This window comes from Vibrio tubiashii, assembly GCF_028551255.1.
GTDB classification, from domain to species: Bacteria; Pseudomonadota; Gammaproteobacteria; order Enterobacterales; family Vibrionaceae; genus Vibrio; species Vibrio tubiashii_B.
Window position 1 is genome coordinate 410,746 of record NZ_CP117030.1, and the last position, 18,649, is coordinate 429,394.

Consider the following 18,649-nt stretch of genomic DNA (forward strand, 5'->3'; position numbering starts at 1 on the left):
AAAAGTTGTGAAATATCCGCGAGGGAAACGCTATGAACATGCTGACATTCGATAAGACTGAAATCCAAAAACAAAATAAGCCATTTATCGCTGAAGCAGTCTTCGCGGTAGAAACTATCAACGCAAGCCAAGCCAGTGAGAAGCAAGTAAAAGCAAAACAGTTGCTTGACCGTCTGTTCCCACTAGAAAATGGTTCTCATAAAGAAGTGACCGCTTATGTTATCGATTACCGCCATGTGATGGCTTACTTTAAAGATGGTAGCCACAGTGGATTGAAGCATCCTAAACACTTTGTCGCTTACATGGGCGAAAAAGAAGACCCTACGTCAATTCTGTTTAGAGATGGTACAGGAAGCCACGTTGAGGTGACCTTTGGTAATCATAAAGGGACAGGTTGTATTGAACTGATAGATATCGAAGATATTCAGTTAGAGACTTGTACGACCTTCCCGCAAGAAATGGCAGAAATGGCGGCGATGCGCCACTGGATTAGCCTAGTGAAAGGCGATGAAAAAGGTAAGCCAAGAGCCAATACAGAAGAAAAAGAGTACACCGCTAAAAACGGCGATGACTATCAATTAGAGTGCTGCTATACAATGAAATAAGTGAGATTGTGTAAAACGAAAAAGGGATCGTGGGTATCCCTTTCTTTTTAAAGCAATCTATTGATTAAAAGTGCAATTGAATAACAGATGTCACAACAGCACCTGGGCGACGAACGCCTTCAATCTCGACTTTGATTTCCCGTTCGATTTCTAAGCCTTTACGGATTGGCGTTACCTTAGACAAGGTACTTACCGCACGCACTTTGTTATTTGCTTTAACAGGATAAGGGAAACGCACTTGGTTTAAGCCAATGTTGACGACCATCTTCGCTGTAGGGAAGAGGTTGTTGTCAGGATCAACGCTATCAGTCAGCTTTGGTAATAAAGCTAACGTCAGAAAGCCGTGAGCAATCGTCGTTTTGAATGGAGATTCTGCTTCTGCACGCTCTGGATCGGTATGGATCCACTGCATGTCTTCAGTTACTTGGCCAAACTGGTTAATTCGTTCTTGAGAAACGTCTAACCACTCACCAGTATGGATCACTTCACCTAGCTTTGCTTGCAGCTCTAGATAGAGTTTTTGCGCTTCAGGCTTTAACTCGATAGGTTTAGGCTGCTGAACCAGAGGCTGAACTGCATCATTAACAGCAGGAGCCTGAAAATCACGCAGACGAGTAAACAGGTGGCGGTTATGAGCCTTGTTAACAATCTCTCCCCAGTACTCTTTTACAGTTGGAGTCATCCACTGCATAAACTCAGAATGCTGCTTAGTAATTGTTTCACCACGATGTTTAAATAAGTCAGCGACTTTCATAAAAACCTCTGAAATAGACGATGTTACTCAGTTAATTCCGTAATTTTGAATTAGTTCACACTATTGTGCAATCACTTTCGGGCGTACACGTGTTGTGTCAAAGTGTGTTTTCTTATATTTATCAGTTAGATATAAATAAAACACTATTTTATTATCATTTATGATTTAGAGTACTTAACCCATTAAATGGTCACTCTATGAGCGTAAAGTCACGAAAATATATGAAATGGTTGTCTAGATTATCAACACTTGAAACATCGAAGGTAAATTAGTGCTTTACAAGCCAGAGACCAATACCTAATATACGCACCGCAACGGAGAGATGGCTGAGTGGTTGAAAGCACCGGTCTTGAAAACCGGCATACGTTAATAGCGTATCTAGGGTTCAAATCCCTATCTCTCCGCCACATTTGAAAAGCCCGCTGACTTCAGCGGGCTTTTTGCATTCTACGCCCCCTGATACTAACCTGTTGCTACACTCTATGCCTGTTCTGATCGAGTATTTGCGTGCAACATTCTGATTACCTATTTATTCGGATTGGTATTGAGCTAGCCAAGTTATCATTTCCGCCTCGTCTTTATCAGTTTCTTAATGCTAAAGGGATGTTTCTCTGTAGTATAATTGAAGTCAATGATTACGATTGTTGTGTAGTCACTCAATGTATACACCATGTCCTAGATAGTGATCTTGGGTACGAATAGAGGATCAGAGAGCTTGGCCGTATCAAATGTTAATTCTGTTCGCCAAAAGCTAACATTGTACGGTGTTTCCTTGCTCTGTCTGCTGTCTCCAATCTCATACAGCAAAGAAGAGCTGGTGGTAGCCCGAGGTGATGGTAACTGGCCGCCATACGAAATGGTTGTTAATGGTGAACTGACGGGCTTTCACATCGACTTGATTAAAGCGGTTGCTGAACATATTGACGTAGATGTCACTTTCAAGCCCTTTCCTTGGAAGCGGGCGGTGAAGATGGTTGCATCAGGCAAAGTCGACGCAATTAGCTATATAGCGAAATCTCCTGAACGCACAGAGTTCGTCTATTTCTCTGAAGACAATGTACTTTCTGGAACAGAACACTTCCTTGTAAAACACAAAGCGAGATCAGACATTCAATACGATGGCCTAATCGACAACCTAGCCCCGTATTCGATCGTTTATATCTCAGGTTACACTTTGGGTAAGTCGTTCGATGAAGCAAATCATATCGATAAGAATGGTGTTGAGTCTGGTGAGCTGGTGGTTCAATTGATAGCGAAACAAAGATATGACTTGGGAATAGTGAGCGATTCTGATCTCGAAGGAGTCGAGTTACCCAACCTGATGAACCAAATCGAGTATTTGTCTCCCGCTTTCTATTCAACCAAGGTGTATCTCGGATTTAGCAAGAATCATGAGTTAACCCCGGTTGTTGAAGAGTTTACTACCGCAATGAGACTGTTTAAGCAAACTGACCAATATAAATGGCTCAAGCAAAAATATGGATTGAAGTAAGCCGCGGTAGGTTAGCGATTTTGACGCGGTATTCAACTTCAGTGTAGAGCCAGTTAGGGATAGCACAGGTTTAGGTGAATGTGCTAATGAGCTCTGGTGGCTCGGGATATCCAGAAACAGCCAGCCAAATTGTACTGCCTACCGAAAGGTCAACATTGGTTGACTGTTCCCCCCTTTGTTGTCAATTGTTTGATAGTCGGCTATGAATACTTATCGCTTCTCATTGGCTTAGTATTTTCTAACCTTAGCAGCTTACTCTCTAGGACTTACAGTCATGTCAAAGTCGTTATTATCTGAGTTATAGGTTGTGCAACTAGAATCTGTTGCCGATCTTGACAGGTTGTCTTTCGTAGTGTGTCGCTAGCTACAATGTTATGCACCTAATTGGTATCAGACTGTTCGGTTAGATTGGAGTTAGTGCTTGGTTTAGAGGGATTGAAGTATCCGTTTTCATAATCGTAACAAGTGTTATTGTATAACTGAGATGTATAAGCACTCTGTCCCCAAAAGCAGATTTGGTTAGACGAGCCGCTAAATTTTAGTTTAAATTTCTCAACTTCAGAAGCACCTATAAAGTCATCGGGAAAAGCAACAAACTCTGAGCGTGATGAATCATAGATACTTCCACATATTGCGCCCCCTCCGCAGGGGTAAGTTAGGACAAAATCTTCAGAGTTGAAGTTAGGACCTTTTGCATAAACTTCACGAAAAGTACGTTCAAACTCGGGAGTAAAGCCTTGCCCTTCAAGGTTAGGAATTGAAGTCTCCGAATTCGCTAAACTACAACTGTTAAGGAAACTTACTAAAAGGCACTGATAGGCTAGTTTTTTCATTTGTTCAATTCCATCTTGGAGTTTATGAGTACAGCTTTCATTTTTTCAGGAGAAATGTGTGCTTTATTAAAGCCATCTCCCGAGTAATATGACTCACCACCTTGTGCCAAAGACCCATTACGCAATTTTTTGCCTTTTTCTACGCCAGCAGATGCAAATTCTTGTGCCCAAGCATAAAGTGCATGTTCTAAGGAGCCAGTAGACTCCAAGTATGAGACTATTTGTGGGCGCTTTCTACTAATAAGATAGCGATTGAAAATCATATCCTGTGTTTTTTTATCAAACAAATTTGATTTATCTAAAGACAGGAAGCGGACTGCGTCAGATAAAGTCGAGGGGATTACTTGAAATCGACCAACCGCAAATGCCTTTCGACTACGCTGTAGATTTTGAACCTCCTGAATCGTCATACTACTTAGCTCAGTGTTGTAAAATGCTTTTAGTCCACCTTTGGTTTTATTGTATGCAGAATAGTCGTTATTCGATTCTACTTGCCCAAGTAGTTTACCAAACTCGCTATCCGCCCAATTAACAGCCTTATTTTCATAAATCCAACCCTCAACAAGCGCCTCATCTAACCCTAATAGTGTGCCTTGCCCTACAATTCCATCAACGGAACCCACTTCATAAGCGAGGTGCGTTTTGTTTGTTTCTTTGTACTCTTTTTGGAACAGTTCGACTTGGCGTTTAGTCGTTGGACCGAAATCACCATCCGCACCTGCATTTCCAAGATCGAAGCCAAGTTTTATCAGAGCTTGCTGTATATATTCAACTTCTTCTCCACTTGAGCCACTTTTATATGCATGAGACTCACGATTCGCAAGTTTATCTAGAGTAAGAGATTGCTTGAGAAGTGGTGACTTTAATCTGAGTGCTTTGTCATCAGTTTGAGATTCCGATTCCGATTTCGACTCCGCTTCACCTGAACTTTTTGAAGTACTTGAGCTAGGAGCAGCTGTGGACGCGGAGTTGTTTGGAGAGGAGCTTTGTGTTTCGTAAACCATTTCTTCAGGTGCATTAAACTCGGTAATCACATTCGAGCTCGCGCTTTGTTGGTTGGCTGTAACACTGTTCTTTTCTAACTCTGCGACAGCTATTTCATTGTTTAAGATATTAGGTAGCTCAGCGACTTGCCCAGAATAACCACTGCCGCTTCCTGCGCTACCACCTGAGTTCAAGTTAACGCCTGCACCCACTAGGTGAACCCCTGCAGGGTCGACTTTCAGGAAGCTTCCTGCTGCTTTGAGGGTAATCTCGCTACCTGCTTCAATCACAACCTTGTTGCCAGCTTTGACGTGAATCTCCGAGCCAGAGTCGTTTACCCAAACACTTCCAGTCTTCACATGTAGTGAACCTTCTACAATCAGCGTTTTATCCTGGGTTACTTGGCTACGGCTCTCACCTTCAACGGTTTGGTTGGTATTGTTCTTAATATGAGTGAACTCGCTGTTCTCGATGACAACATGCTGGTCATGCTTTACATGCTCTATGTGGTCGTTGTTGATTTCTGAATCCCAGTCTTTTTGAGCGTGGATAAATATCTGTTCGTTCTGACTTTGATCTTCGAAACTGAGTTCGTTGTAACCTTCGCCCTGATGTGTTTCGCTGCGTATCACGGTTTTGGTTTTATGCTCAGGAAGCGAATAGGGTGGGGTATTGGTTGCGTGGTATGCTCTGCCTGTAATAATGGGCTGGTCGGGATCACCATTAAGGAACTCGACAATTACTTCATGTCCTATGCGCGGGATTGCTATTATACCATACTGGCTGCCTGCCCAACCTTGTGATACGCGCACCCAGCAAGAGCTGTGCTCATCTCCTTGTGAGTAGCGATCCCACGGAAATTGAATTTTAACTCGGCCAAACTCATCGCAGTAGATCTCTTCCCCTTCAGGACCAACCACGAGCGCAATCATAGGGCCATCAACAAGTGGTTTTAGTGATGGCTCTGGTTGCCAGTTATATTGACTAGGGATGACCTTAAACTTATTGGAGTAGGTGGTTGCGCCCGCCCCCGCTTCTTCCTCTAGGGCTTGAGGCTGTGTGCCTTGATGCTCAACAGAGACAATTAACCATTCTCTATTTAGCTCTTTGTCTAAGTGCTCGTCTAAGCAAAATTTTATGCCGGCTTGGAGGTAAGGAACGTCACTGTTCCCGGTAGCGACATGCGAGTCTCGTCTTAGATACTCTAATCGAACTTGGTTGATTGAGTTGCCAGTTTGATCGGATTTAAATCGCCCGGGAGCGTCAAAGTGTTGGTAGTCTTGGCGCTGATAATCAAGATCGGTACCCAAAGCATCTTGCTGAAAGTCATACGCTGGTTGCTTGAAGCTGTAATCTTTTAATGCCGCTTGATTTGGTTGAGTGGTAGTCACGACATTGAAAGCGGAAATATAACAGCGATTAGCATGACCACCACTAAGCGAGTTGTAGGGAATCGGTGATGGAAGGCTTGTTCGGTTAGCACTCGCATCACTGAAAATAAGTGTATGCGTACCTTTCTCGAAAGAGAAGCTATAGGTTAATCCTTCCTCAGCGGCGAGTCGATGGAGGAAGTCTAAGTCTGTTTCACGGTATTGAACGCAAAATTCTCGTTGAGCGTATTCGCGCTGAAGTGAAAAGGCGTAATCCTCGATATCCATTTCCTTTAGAAGGATAGAAATGATTTCAGGAACCGTTTTCAACTGAAAGATGCGGCTGTTGTGTCTTAGTGAAAGCCTCTCTAATGCAGGCACAAGCGTTAATGCATAGAAAGTGTGATGATGACCTGTATCTCCCTTACTAAACGAGCGTACGATGCCAGATATTGTCTGAACCCGCTCTTGGTTACGATAGATGTTGAGTTCGACAGATTTGTCGACGACATCTTCAGCGGAAACTCTTGCGCTTCGGCTCGCGAGTTGAATATCAAACTTGTAACCGTTGCAAAGCTTTCCCTGATCGTGTTCAAGTTGGGAGATAGACTCTTGCCCTTTAAACTCCCTGACAACAAAGGTATTGGATTCAAGCCCTTCGACAGTAAGTGTGAAGTTGAGAGTGGTCATAAATCTGGTCCTACTTAGTCGTTAAAACCCTAATCAAGAAACAGTCGTGACTATGTCTTGATTAGGGTTATAAATAGCCCACCTTTCGGTGGGCTAACGAAGAGCGTAATCTTACGCTTCGACAGGCTTACGCCAGTCGTCAGAACCTGAAGTACCAGCGTTAACGTGGTCCCAAGTGATCTTACGGTAAGACATTGATACAGTTAGGTTTTGAGTGAAATCAGACATCGCAGGATCTTGACAGTGTGGCATTTCACATTGAATGTCTACGATAGATGCGTTCTCTAGTTTTGTAGTGAAGAAGTTTTCTTGCTTGCCTTCAATAGACGTGCGGTACCATTTTAGTTCCACAGTCTTCATCTTTTCACCAGAAGATAGCGCGTTGTAAAGTAGAGGAACGGCTTTGTTTAGTGAAACAGTAAACTGGAATGGCTTGTGAACACGTTGACCAGAAGGCTGACCAGATTGAGGATCAGTTGGTACAGTTACAACGTGGTCGAACTTTTGAACTAGCATCTCATCTTCGTGACCTTCTACATAAGAATCACCGATAGAATCAGCAGTACATGCGCCAGCAGTGATTAGACCCTGAGTTTCGCCGTCAATTGAGATATAACATGGAGTTGGCATAACAATCCTTTCCTTTAGTGTGTTTGATTAACATGTGAATGTGTTTACTAAAGGGCAATTGTTATGCCTGTTTTATTATTCTATATAAAACAATGGCTTATGTTTTTTGGTTGAGCTGGCTGAGCAAATATTTACCTAGCGTAAGCAAAAAGCTGTTGAATCATGAGCAACATGTTGATTTTATCGGTTTGACGCCAATGGCTTCAGTAGCCGTTTACCGAAGACGTTAATCAGCGCTCCCGTAACGATCAAACTTCCCCCCAGATAAGTCCAAACGGAAGGAACTTCGTTAAATAGCCATACGCCAAGTAATGCGGAAAACACAATTTGGATGTAGGAGTAAGCAGACGCTTTTCCTGCAGCTTGTGTTTGCATAGCTTTAGTTAAACCGTATTGCCCGACTTGGGTAAATATTCCGACCAATACCAAAATCAGTGTGAGATAGAAACTTGGCCAAACAAACTCGTTCCATACCAAGAAAAGCGAAGTGGGCAGAGCGACGAGAGGAAAATAGAAAATGATAACGGAGCTATCCTCAGTTTGGCTTAGCTTTCTAACGATCACGTAAGCAATTGAACTGCCGAAAGCTCCAAGTAATGCCGTGACGACGCTAAACAAAGGTAAATCTGAGCTTTGTCCACCACTCATGGTGGGCTGAACCATGACCCACAACCCAGCCAAGCAAAAAGCAATACAGATCATCGTTGAGGTCTGAATGCGCTCTTTCAAGAACAGTACGCCGAGCAGGGCGGTAAACACTGGATGAACGTACTGTAAGATGGTTGCCTCGGCAAGAGGAAGCGTTGTAACCGCATAGTAAACACACATCAATGCCACGGTGCCGACAGTCCCTCGAACCAAGAGTAAGGGCCTGTTATTGCCCCAAACCGAGATCCCTTTTCGTTTGACATCTAGGTAGCTAATGACCAAAGAAACCAAAGCTCGCGCCGCAACGATCTCAAACACTGGAATCCCATGATTACTGACGTACTTTACGCACGCAGACATTAGAGCAAAGCCGAGTGCGGAAAGAAGCATGAAGCGAACCCCTACAGGGATTTGATTGAGTGTATTGTTTAGCATGGTATCTAGAATGGATGATTAAAATAAGGGTGACTAGCGCCACCCTTGGGTAAAATTAAAGTCGTTGCTTGAACTTACTTGTTAATGGCTAGATAAGTTCCTGCAGCAATCATAATACCGCCCGCACCGCGATTGAGTTTTTGTTGCGCTTTCGGCGTCTTGATCACTTTGGCTAACCTACCTGCTCCTATCGCGACACTCATTAACCCAGTCATCAAAGCAATCATTGTGAGTATAACGGCAAGGGTAATATCTTGGCTGCTGAGAGAAGTGAGATCCATAAATGTTGGCAGGAATGAAATGTAGAACAAAATCACTTTAGGGTTAGACGCTGAAATGAGAAACCCTTGTACAAAGCCAGACAAATTGGACTGCTTGTGAATTTCTGCACCTTGTTCAAGCGCTTCGCTCGCTTGGGGCAACGCTTTGATCATCTTATAACCTAAATAGATGAGGTAAGCGGCACCAACGTATCGGATCGCGACAAATAATGTCGCCCAGTTTTCGGCGATGGCGGCAAGGCCGAAACAAGCAAGAAGAAAGTAGATAACATCACTGACAACCATTCCCGCAGAAAGAGCAACGCAATTGCGCGCTCCTGACACCATAGCGCGAGCAATAATGGCAAAGACACCAGGACCAGGTGTAACGCTGAAGATCAGCATTGCAATAAAAAAGGTAATAGCACTTTCAAAACTCATACGCTGATGCTCCGGTTGTCATTGATTTATTGCACACTAACACCTTTTGCTGTGAGTGAAAATGACTAATGTTGTAGCGAGAAGTTTTGATTAGTGCCTGCTGGTAGCTGGCTATAAATTGGACGTGATAATGAAAAATGCACGTCACCGAGAGATTTAGGAAAGCGAATTCCAATTTCTTGTGGAGCCTGAAAAGGGTGCGTGGCTGAGAATCGAAATTCTACGACGTGGCTATGCTGTGATTCCGCAGTTCTAATTGGTGAAAGTGGAATTGTCTTTCCGTCTATAGTGAGTTCCACGCCATTCTCCAGAAGTTTGTAAAGTTCAACGTTCAGGCGGCTCGATGTAAGTTGTGGTGCAGTAAGTAGAACTTCGGTGTCTCCTAGTAACCAAGCTTGAGGGTCTTGTAAATTCATCAACCACTTATCTATATCAATATGAATACTGAGCTCCGCGTGACCCTCTTTAATAATTAGCTTAGAAGTGGTTTGGGACAGGGTGTGACTTGATACTATCGGTACCATTAGGTAAAGAACAATAGTTAAAACCAAGCGTTGAGTATTTATTGTCATGACCAAAACTTAACAATTATCGGTGAAACTGAACTCTGGTTTTACCAGACTAAAATAGAGCTCTGGCATGTGCTGAGACGTCCTATAAGAGTATATACCTCAAATAGTAGAAGGAGATCTTAGCTGTTCAAGGTAACCTGAGTTTAAATGCTACTTTGTTCATATTCTCAACGACTTAAACTACCGATATTCCGAAACTAACATCGCACGTGTATTCGGTTCTAATGCCTCAAAGACATGGGCTTGGTCACCCGGGTAGGTAATGTAGTCGCCTTCGCCTAGTTCATGCTGATCGGATAATAGGCCTAATCTAGCCCTGCCTTTAACAATGATCATGTGCTCAATCACCCCTCGATTGTGAGGTTCTGAATGAAAAGGTTCCCCAGGTTCGACTTCTAGCCAATAAATGTCGCGACTGACACTCGGAGGGCATGCCGCCAGCAAGGTTGCTTTGTAATCTTCATTCTTCGAGAAAACAGATACGCCTTCACCGTAACGGATCACCTTGGTTTTTGCGGACGGTTCTTCAATTAAACGAGAGAAGGGGATATCCAATACCACACAAATTGACCATAGGGTTTCGATACTTGGATTTCCAGAGCCATTTTCAAGCTGAGAAAGCGTAGATTTCGCGATATTGGCACGCCTTGCGACCTCAGCGATGCTTAAGCCTGAGCGCTGTCTTTCGGTATTGAGTGTGGCTGCGATCTGGGCAATCGGCGCTTTGTTCATAGTCATAGGGCGAAAGGATTCCTTTACTCTGTTTTGTTCATTATAAAAAACGAATGTACGGTTTGACAAACAATAATTGACTGTTCAATATATAATCTTATCGTTCAATAAATCGACTGTCTGATTGAGGGTTTGCTGTACGCAATTAAACCAGAACAAAAGAGGAAGTTTGTTGTGGAGTATCTACTATCTGTCGCCTTGTTCGCTATTTCGTCTTCGGTAACGCCAGGGCCTAACAATATTATGGTGATGACATCAGGAGTAAACTTTGGTGTTAAAAAATCCATGCCCCTGCTGCTTGGGATATGCGTAGGCTTTACCATTATGTTGCTATTGGTTGGGCTCGGGTTTGGCCAGCTGTTTAATCTGTTTCCCCAATTAGACGTTGTCATCAAAACACTCGGGACGGCTTATTTACTTTATCTTGCATGGCAAATTGCTCAGTCTGGCAACGTCTCAGCGTCAGGTGGTCAATCTAAACCGCTGAGCTTTATGAAAGGAGCACTGTTTCAATGGGTAAATGGCAAAGCTTGGGTGGTAGCGATTGGCGCTATCTCTGCCTTTACAACCGTCGGTGATACCTACATGTCGCAAAACCTAACGATTGCGATGACTTTCTTTGTCGCTTCTTTCCCCTGCGTTGGGCTTTGGTTGATGTTCGGCTCGTTACTTAGCCGTTACTTGCAAACAGCGATTTACCTAAGATTGTTTAATCTCACCATGGCGCTACTGCTGGTTGCTTCTGTGTTCCCCATTGTGAAAGAACTATTAACCCAACTGACTGGTTTTTGAAGAGACAATGATAACGAGCAGATACGGTTTAAATACTTGATTTGACGCGTTTACGCTTAAGGAAGAACAAGTTACATTGATGGAAAGCAGATTTAAGGATGGAATCATGAGTGCTCATCTAAAACAACTATGTCACATACACCTTCCAGGTAACAAAGAAGATTCACCCGCCGAGCATTTTAAAAAAATGGCTAAATGGTGCGAAGACAACCAAGTGAGCCATGATGTTTATGGTGAGGGGGAAACTATCCAAGCTTTCGAGCAGAAGGTGGCGGAGTTACTGGGTTACGAAGCCGGGTTGTTTGTTGTCACTGGTACCATGACACAACCTACAGTCTTGGAATTGGTGATAAAACAAAAACGAAACCCTAATGTCGGTATGCACCCATCGAGTCATATTTATGTTCATGAGAGACAAGGCTACCAACTTCAGAATCGATTCAACATCTTGCCAATAGGCAATCCATTCCAAACATGGAAGCTCGAAGATCTTAAAGCGTGGCCCGACGAATTGGCGGCGGTTTTGTATGAACTACCTATGCGTGAAATAGGTGGTCAGCTACCTTCTTGGCAAGAACTTGAAGAGATAAAAAGCTACTGCGCGGATAATAGTATTCATCTCCACATGGATGGGGCGCGATTATGGGAGGCGGCTGCTTACTACCAGAAAGAGTACAGAGAAATCGCGCAAGGTTTTGATACAACCTATGTATCCCTTTACAAAGGGATTAATGGGCTTGGCGGTTCTATGCTCCTTGGTTCTAAAGCGTTTATTGAGCTAGCCTCAATTTGGATGAAGCGCCAAGGGGGTAACCTCTATCATCGCACGCCATATATTGTCTCAGCTGCGATGCAGTTTGACCAAAGGCTGGCCATTTTGCCGACATTGTTTGAACGTACGCAGCAGATCTACAAAATTATTGAAGAGTTTCCTGCGTTGTCAGTGAACCCGACGCAACCTCAATCTAATATGCTGCACTTAATCCTGCCATTTAGCTGTGAAGAAGCAAAAGAGATACAGCAGGCTTTTGCGACCGAAAAGGGCATTTGGTTTGGCAATCCGCAAGTGACAGCCAACCCAAATCAGTCAGTGGTCGAGTGGTATGTCGGCGACAGCCTGCTCGATTTTGACGATCAAGAGCTAAGGTCTTTCTTCAGCGAGTTATTGAGATAGCTGAAAATAGTCGTCACGTATTGTTCAATCTGAGAGTGCGCTAACACGCCCAACGTTAAGCTTGATGTATTCTGGATGGAGTCAGGAAAGAGGAATCTATTAATGTCAAAAAGCTCCAAGCTTCACAATGAAGATAAACTAGTCAAGAAGGCACTAGAAATCGGTGAGAAAATGGCGAAGATGCAAGGCTTCGATTTGCCTAAATCGCCACAGCCTGTCAGAGTGAAAGCGGTTTATCTATTTTTGGTTGATGCCAAACAAATTACCCCGTTACCTGACAGTAAACTCGATGGTGCCAATATCAAACACAGACTCGCACTTTGGATTCATAGTGCACTGCCAGACAACGATCCTTTAAAGTAATCCCTTCAAAATAAAAAAGGCGAACCATTTGGTTCGCCTTTGACTTACTGTAAGGAAACTTAGTCTTCGTAGCTGTCGATGCTTGGGCAAGAACAGATTAGGTTACGGTCACCGTATACGTTGTCTACGCGGTTTACTGTTGGCCAGTACTTCCAAGACTTGGTAGCAGGTGATGGGAAGCAGCCTAGTTCGCGAGAGTATGGGCGATCCCATTCATCTTTCGCTAGGTCTACTTGCGTGTGCGGTGCGTTGACTAGAGGGTTGTTCTCTAGTGGCCACTCACCGTTCTTAACCTTGGTCATTTCCTCGCGGATAGCAATCATCGCATCGCAGAAACGATCGATCTCTTCTAGATCTTCAGATTCCGTTGGTTCAACCATCAGCGTGCCCGCAACTGGGAACGACATGGTTGGTGCGTGGAAACCATAGTCCATTAGACGCTTGGCGATATCTTCTTCGCTGATACCTGTTTCTTCTTTCAGTGGACGAATATCAATAATACATTCATGAGCCACACGGCCGTTAGTACCACGGTAAAGAACAGGGTAGTGAGGGCGTAGACGCTCCATCATGTAGTTGGCGTTCAGGATAGCGACTTTAGTTGCTTCTGTTAAACCCGCTTCACCCATCATTGCGATGTAAGCCCAAGAGATTGGCAGAATAGACGCACTACCAAGGTCTGCCGCTGATACCGCAAAGTCTTCACCTTCGACACCGTTTTCGATGTGACCTGGTAGGAAAGGCGCTAGGTGAGATTTAACACCGATAGGACCCATACCCGGACCGCCACCACCGTGTGGAATACAGAAGGTTTTGTGCAGGTTAAGGTGAGAAACGTCAGAACCAATCAGGCCAGGAGAGGTTAGACCAACCTGAGCGTTCATGTTCGCGCCGTCTAGGTAAACCTGACCGCCAGCCGCATGAACCATTTCACACACTTCTTTCACTTGCTCTTCGTATACGCCGTGCGTAGAAGGGTAAGTGATCATGATGCTTGAAAGATTGTCAGCATGCTTTTCAATCTTAGCTGCAAGGTCAGACATATCGATGTTACCGTCGTCGTCACACTTAACGACAACGACTTTCATTGACACCATAGATGCCGTCGCTGGGTTAGTGCCGTGTGCTGAGCTTGGGATCAGACAGACGTTACGGTGACCTTCGCCACGGCTATCGTGGTAGCGTTGAATCGCGATAAGACCTGCGTATTCACCAGATGCTCCAGAGTTAGGCTGTAGTGAGAAATCATCGTATCCCGTGATTTCACACAGCTTCTCTTTAAGATCTTTCGCTAGTGCAGAGTAACCTGCCGCTTGCTCGATTGGCGCGAATGGGTGGATAGAACCAAATTCTGGCCAAGTCACTGGGATCATTTCAGCGGCTGCGTTAAGTTTCATTGTACAGCTGCCTAGTGGGATCATACCGTGAGTCAGCGAGAAGTCTTTATTCTCAAGCTGTTTCAGGTAACGCATCATCTGCGTTTCACTGTGGTGAGTATTGAACACTGGGTGAGTAAGGTACTCAGAAGTGCGGCGAAGTGCTTCAGGAATCGCTGCAAACTCGTTGCCTGCAATCTCTGAAGATAGCGCGCTAACTTCTTCTTTCACACCAAAGACAGCGAATAGCGCTGCAATATCATCCGTTGTTGTTGTTTCGTCTAAGCTCACACCTAGTTTGCCTTGAAGTAGGCGTAGGTTGATATCAGCCGCTTGCGCTTTTGCGTATAGCGCTTCAGTATTATCAGCACTATTGATAGTGATGGTATCGAAGAAGCTGTTGTGAGCGAGCTCGAAACCAGACTTAGTTAAGCCTGCCGCTAAAATCGCAGTCATATGATGTGTGCGACGTGCAATCGTACGTAATCCTTCTGCGCCGTGGTAAACCGCGTAGAATGACGCCATGTTGGCTAATAGTGCCTGAGCAGTACAGATGTTAGATGTCGCTTTCTCGCGGCGGATGTGCTGCTCACGAGTCTGCATTGCCATACGCAGAGCTTGGTTACCGTTAGTATCGATAGAGACACCGATAACACGACCAGGCATAGTACGCTTGTGCTTATCGCGTGTTGCCATGAATGCAGCGTGTGGACCGCCGTAACCCATAGGAACGCCAAAGCGCTGAGCTGAGCCGATAACTACGTCTGCGCCCATTTCACCAGCAGGTTTCAGTAGCGCAGATGCAAGAAGATCAGTTGCTACAGTAACCAGTGTTTTGTTTGCTTGCGCTTTTGCAATGATATCCGTTAAGTCGCGAACTTCACCTGTTGTACCTGGGTACTGAACAAGTGCACCAAACACGTCTTGCTCAGGTAGAGACTCTAGCGAGCCGACTTGAACATCAAAGCCGATGTATTTAGCACGAGTTTTTACAACTTCCAGCGTTTGAGGGTGAACATCGTCTGCTACAAAGAAGACTTTACTCTTGCTCTTACCCGCACGCTTACATAGCGTCATCGCTTCGCCAGCCGCTGTTGCTTCGTCAAGAAGTGATGCGTTAGCAATGTCCATTGCTGTTAGATCCATCACCATCTGTTGGAAGTTAAGTAGCGCTTCTAGACGACCTTGAGAAATTTCTGGTTGGTAAGGCGTGTATGCGGTGTACCAACCTGGGTTTTCAAGTACGTTACGTAAGATAACGTTCGGCGTGAAGGTGTTGTAGTAACCTTGACCGATGAAAGTACGCTTAATTTGGTTTTGGTCGGCAAATTCACGCATCGCAACCAACATGTCTGCTTCGCTTTTTGCTTCCGCAAGAGTCATTGGTTTTTCTAGGCGAATTTGCGCTGGAACGGTTTCTTCAATCAACGTATCTAGGTTTGCTACGTTGATTGCTTCCAACATTTTCTGTTGGTCTGATTTGTTTGGGCCGTTGTGGCGAGCAACGAACTCGTTTTGTGTGCTGAGGCTTTGAAGTAATTCAGTCATTGTCCTTTACCTACTCCGTAGTCCGGGTAATGGATATCATTACTGATATATCTAATTATACGTCCGAACTTAGAAAAAAAGCTGCCACCCGAGTCGGGGGCAGCTTTCTGCATCTTCCTAATTACTCGTCTTCGATTGAGTTTAGGTACTCTTCTGCGTCTTTAAGGTTGTCTAGCTCAGATGCGTCAGACATCTTCACTTTAACAATCCAGCCGCCTTCAAAAGGTTCTTCGTTAATAAGCTCTGGGCTATCTTCTAGTTCTTCGTTGATCTCTACTATTTCACCTGTGATTGGCGCGTAGATGTCTGAAGCTGCTTTTACAGACTCAACCAGAGAGAAGCTATCGCCTGCTTCGATTTCATCTTCTACTTCAGGTAGGTCAACGAATACTACGTCACCTAGCATTTCTTGAGCGTGCTCTGAAATACCGATAGTTACTGTGCCGTCACCGTTGTCACGTACCCACTCGTGGCTATCTGCAAACTTCAGTGTTTTGTCCATTGCTTAATCTCCAAAAAATAACTTTGATTAATTTGTTTATTGGTAAAGTGGGAAGCGAGCACACAGTGTTTTCACTTCTTTGCGAACGCGTTGTTCTACTTCTGCGTTACCTTCAGGGTTATCAACTAGCCCATCTAGTACGTCGCCAATCCAATTACCGATGAGTTTGAATTCTTCAGCGCCAAAGCCGCGGCTTGTACCCGCAGGCGTACCCAAACGGATGCCCGATGTAATCATAGGCTTCTCTGAATCGAATGGGATGCCATTTTTGTTACATGTGATCCCTGCACGCTCTAATGCTTCTTCAGCTTTGTTACCTTTCAAGCCCTTAGGACGAAGGTCAACCAACATTAGGTGCGTATCTGTTCCGCCAGTCACAATGTCACAACCGCGAGTTTGCAACACTTCAGCAAGAACTTTTGCGTTATTGATCACTGAATCGATATAAGTTGAAAATTCAGGACCTAATGCCTCACCGAATGCAACTGCTTTTGCTGCGATAACGTGCATTAGAGGGCCGCCTTGTAGGCCAGGGAATACTGCTGAGTTGATTTTCTTGATGATGTCTTCGTGGTTAGTCAGAATCATACCGCCACGAGGGCCGCGCAGTGTTTTGTGCGTTGTTGTCGTGACAACATGCGCATGTGGAATTGGGCTAGGGTGTGCACCTGTCGCGATAAGACCAGCAATGTGCGCCATATCTACCATTAGGATGGCATCAACTTCATCGGCGATTTCACGGAACTTAGCGAAATCGATAGTGCGAGGAATAGCACTACCACCTGCGATGATCATTTTCGGCTTATGCTCAACAGCAAGCGCACGAACATCTTCGTAGTTGATTTCCAGAGTTTCACGGTCAACGCCATATTGAACTGCATTAAACCATTTACCTGATAGGGCAGGGCGCGCACCGTGAGTAAGGTGACCACCCGCATCAAGAGACATACCTAAAATGGTATCACCAGGTTGAAGTAGAGCCAGTTTCACAGCGCCATTCGCTTGCGCGCCTGAGTGTGGCTGAACGTTTACATATTCACATTTGAACAGTTGCTTAGCGCGTTCGATTGCAATCGCTTCAACTGTATCGACGTGTTCACAGCCACCGTAATAGCGACGGCCTGGGTAGCCTTCTGCGTACTTGTTGGTTAGGCAAGTGCCTTGAGCTTGCATTACCGCTTTAGAAACAATGTTTTCAGAAGCGATAAGTTCAATTTGTTCGTTTTGACGGGTGAATTCCGCTTGGATTCCAGCGAAGACAGCGTCGTCAGTAGCAGCAAGGTTAGTAGAGAAAAAGTTCTCTAGGCTGTGATTTTGAAACGGTTTGTTCATGGTAGATGACCTTCCATTCATGCCAACGAGATTCTTATGTTGTTCATTATTCTCGTTAGTTCTACTTCTATTACTACTCTTCACAAGGTAAGAGCAGGGTGAATTTCCAACCCCAAAATAGTGGGGAAAACCGAAACTGAGCGTTAAAACAGTCAAACACTGAGCTCGGAAATAACATCTCTACAACTAACAAGTTGGTAACATAGCGGTTGTAGCAACAACAATCAACCAAAAATTTCCTATTGGAAACAAGGTTTCTAATTTTGTTAACGAGAGCACGGTTTATTTCTTGTTCGGCGCTTTCTTCCACTATCTGCTTCGTGCACAATGAAAATGAAACAGGAAGTCGCAGTAATAAGTAGAGGGAAGCATGCCCGAAGATATCTATGATGAGTATCCATCTTTGACTCTTGCGAAAGAGTCAGTGGACGAGAATATTGAGCCATTAAAGCTCGGCCAGAGAATTAAAGACATTCGTAGCAAGCTTGGGATAACGTTAGAAGAAGCCAGTCAGCGCACAGGATTAGCGCGTTCTACGTTAAGCAAGATAGAGAACGAGCAGATTTCGCCGACCTTCCAAGCAATGCAAAAATTAGCGTTGGGCTTACAGATAGATATGCCGCAACTATTTGAGCCACCTAGAAAAAAGGTTGCAACAGGTCGCCGGGATATTACCAAGGCGAATCAGGGCAAACCCCATCCAACCCCAACTTATGAACATGAGCTATTGGCGACGCAGCTGTCCAACAAAAAGATGATGCCCTTTAAGAGCCAGGTTCATGCGCGCAACTTTGAAGAGTATGGAGATTGGGTCAGACATGACGGAGAAGAGTTCCTTCTTATCTTATCTGGTTCAGTGATGTTTTACTCTGAATTTTACGAGCCCGTAGAAATGAACGAAGGTGATAGTGTTTATTATGATGCGAACATGGGTCATATGTTGATATCGACCAGTGAGCAAGATGCGCACATTCTTTGGGTCACTGCGAAATAATGTAAATTCGATGTGAATTTCTTATAGTGAATGCAACCGTTTGCTTTTGTTTTGTTAGAGTATGCTTTAGCGCCATTTTGGATGGTTTATATCCGAAATGGCGTTTTTGTTTTTTCTGTTTG

The 18,649-nt window shown here is 44.4% G+C and carries 17 protein-coding genes and 1 tRNA gene; 7 read left to right on the forward strand and 11 right to left on the reverse strand.

Features of this window, described 5'->3' with window-relative positions:
- The first annotated feature begins 32 nt into the window (after positions 1 to 32).
- A complete protein-coding gene (locus LYZ37_RS17120; protein ID WP_171320695.1) occupies positions 33 to 605 on the forward strand; it encodes a hypothetical protein in 573 nt (190 codons plus the stop codon).
- A gap of 64 nt (positions 606 to 669) precedes the next feature.
- Here LYZ37_RS17120 and LYZ37_RS17125 read toward each other — a convergent pair whose 3' ends face one another.
- Entirely contained in the window at positions 670 to 1,359 is a 690-nt protein-coding gene (locus tag LYZ37_RS17125; RefSeq protein WP_272788067.1) for a MaoC family dehydratase, read from the reverse strand.
- 316 nt (positions 1,360 to 1,675) lie between these two features.
- On the opposite strand from LYZ37_RS17125, the gene LYZ37_RS17130 reads away from it, so the two are divergent.
- Together LYZ37_RS17130 and LYZ37_RS17135 are read left to right on the forward strand one after the other, a co-directional pair.
- A tRNA-Ser gene (locus LYZ37_RS17130) sits at positions 1,676 to 1,766 on the forward strand.
- A gap of 308 nt (positions 1,767 to 2,074) precedes the next feature.
- Complete coding sequence (locus LYZ37_RS17135; RefSeq protein WP_272788068.1) at positions 2,075 to 2,851, forward strand: substrate-binding periplasmic protein; 777 nt, start codon at positions 2,075 to 2,077, stop codon at positions 2,849 to 2,851.
- Between the two features lie 380 nt (positions 2,852 to 3,231).
- Here LYZ37_RS17135 and LYZ37_RS17140 read toward each other — a convergent pair whose 3' ends face one another.
- The 7 genes from LYZ37_RS17140 to LYZ37_RS17170 all read right to left on the reverse strand — a co-directional run bounded on the left by LYZ37_RS17140 (position 3,232) and on the right by LYZ37_RS17170 (position 10,452).
- Positions 3,232 to 3,684 carry a hypothetical protein gene (locus tag LYZ37_RS17140; RefSeq protein WP_272788069.1) on the reverse strand — a complete coding sequence of 151 codons (453 nt, stop codon included), beginning with the start codon at positions 3,682 to 3,684 and terminating at the stop codon, positions 3,232 to 3,234.
- The gene (gene tssI / locus LYZ37_RS17145; protein ID WP_272788070.1) at positions 3,681 to 6,728 is read right to left on the reverse strand and encodes a type VI secretion system tip protein TssI/VgrG; all 3,048 of its coding nucleotides are present in this window, start codon (positions 6,726 to 6,728) and stop codon (positions 3,681 to 3,683) included. Before tssI ends, LYZ37_RS17140 begins: the two co-directional genes overlap by 4 nt.
- Positions 6,729 to 6,839: 111 nt before the next feature.
- Positions 6,840 to 7,358, reverse strand: a complete 519-nt coding sequence (locus LYZ37_RS17150) for an Hcp family type VI secretion system effector (protein WP_069669095.1) — start codon at positions 7,356 to 7,358, stop codon at positions 6,840 to 6,842.
- A 180-nt stretch (positions 7,359 to 7,538) separates the two neighbouring features.
- Positions 7,539 to 8,441, reverse strand: a complete 903-nt coding sequence (locus LYZ37_RS17155; RefSeq protein WP_272788071.1) for a DMT family transporter — start codon at positions 8,439 to 8,441, stop codon at positions 7,539 to 7,541.
- Between the two features lie 74 nt (positions 8,442 to 8,515).
- Complete coding sequence (locus tag LYZ37_RS17160; RefSeq protein WP_272788072.1) at positions 8,516 to 9,142, reverse strand: LysE family translocator; 627 nt, start codon at positions 9,140 to 9,142, stop codon at positions 8,516 to 8,518.
- A gap of 65 nt (positions 9,143 to 9,207) precedes the next feature.
- On the reverse strand, positions 9,208 to 9,714 hold the full coding sequence (locus LYZ37_RS17165) for a hypothetical protein (RefSeq protein ID WP_272788073.1): 507 nt from the start codon (positions 9,712 to 9,714) through the stop codon (positions 9,208 to 9,210).
- Between the two features lie 180 nt (positions 9,715 to 9,894).
- Entirely contained in the window at positions 9,895 to 10,452 is a 558-nt protein-coding gene (locus LYZ37_RS17170) for a helix-turn-helix domain-containing protein (protein ID WP_272788074.1), read from the reverse strand.
- A gap of 168 nt (positions 10,453 to 10,620) precedes the next feature.
- On the opposite strand from LYZ37_RS17170, the gene LYZ37_RS17175 reads away from it, so the two are divergent.
- From LYZ37_RS17175 to LYZ37_RS17185, 3 genes are all read left to right on the forward strand, one after another.
- A complete protein-coding gene (locus tag LYZ37_RS17175) occupies positions 10,621 to 11,238 on the forward strand; it encodes a LysE family translocator (RefSeq protein WP_272788075.1) in 618 nt (205 codons plus the stop codon).
- A 106-nt stretch (positions 11,239 to 11,344) separates the two neighbouring features.
- Complete coding sequence (locus LYZ37_RS17180; RefSeq protein ID WP_272788076.1) at positions 11,345 to 12,412, forward strand: threonine aldolase family protein; 1,068 nt, start codon at positions 11,345 to 11,347, stop codon at positions 12,410 to 12,412.
- A gap of 102 nt (positions 12,413 to 12,514) precedes the next feature.
- Positions 12,515 to 12,775, forward strand: coding sequence for a DUF5062 family protein (locus LYZ37_RS17185; RefSeq protein WP_004744021.1), 261 nt, complete (start codon positions 12,515 to 12,517; stop codon positions 12,773 to 12,775).
- A gap of 59 nt (positions 12,776 to 12,834) precedes the next feature.
- Here the strand turns inward: LYZ37_RS17185 and gcvP are convergent, their stop codons facing one another.
- From gcvP to LYZ37_RS17200, 3 genes are all read right to left on the reverse strand, one after another.
- Positions 12,835 to 15,699 carry an aminomethyl-transferring glycine dehydrogenase gene (gene gcvP / locus LYZ37_RS17190; RefSeq protein WP_272788077.1) on the reverse strand — a complete coding sequence of 955 codons (2,865 nt, stop codon included), beginning with the start codon at positions 15,697 to 15,699 and terminating at the stop codon, positions 12,835 to 12,837.
- A 121-nt stretch (positions 15,700 to 15,820) separates the two neighbouring features.
- On the reverse strand, positions 15,821 to 16,201 hold the full coding sequence (gene gcvH, locus LYZ37_RS17195; protein WP_004744041.1) for a glycine cleavage system protein GcvH: 381 nt from the start codon (positions 16,199 to 16,201) through the stop codon (positions 15,821 to 15,823).
- A gap of 36 nt (positions 16,202 to 16,237) precedes the next feature.
- Positions 16,238 to 17,533, reverse strand: coding sequence for a serine hydroxymethyltransferase (locus tag LYZ37_RS17200; protein ID WP_239824186.1), 1,296 nt, complete (start codon positions 17,531 to 17,533; stop codon positions 16,238 to 16,240).
- A gap of 370 nt (positions 17,534 to 17,903) precedes the next feature.
- Here LYZ37_RS17200 and LYZ37_RS17205 point away from each other — a divergent pair, with 370 nt between their 5' ends.
- A complete protein-coding gene (locus LYZ37_RS17205; protein ID WP_171320711.1) occupies positions 17,904 to 18,527 on the forward strand; it encodes a helix-turn-helix domain-containing protein in 624 nt (207 codons plus the stop codon).
- Positions 18,528 to 18,649: the final 122 nt, after the last annotated feature.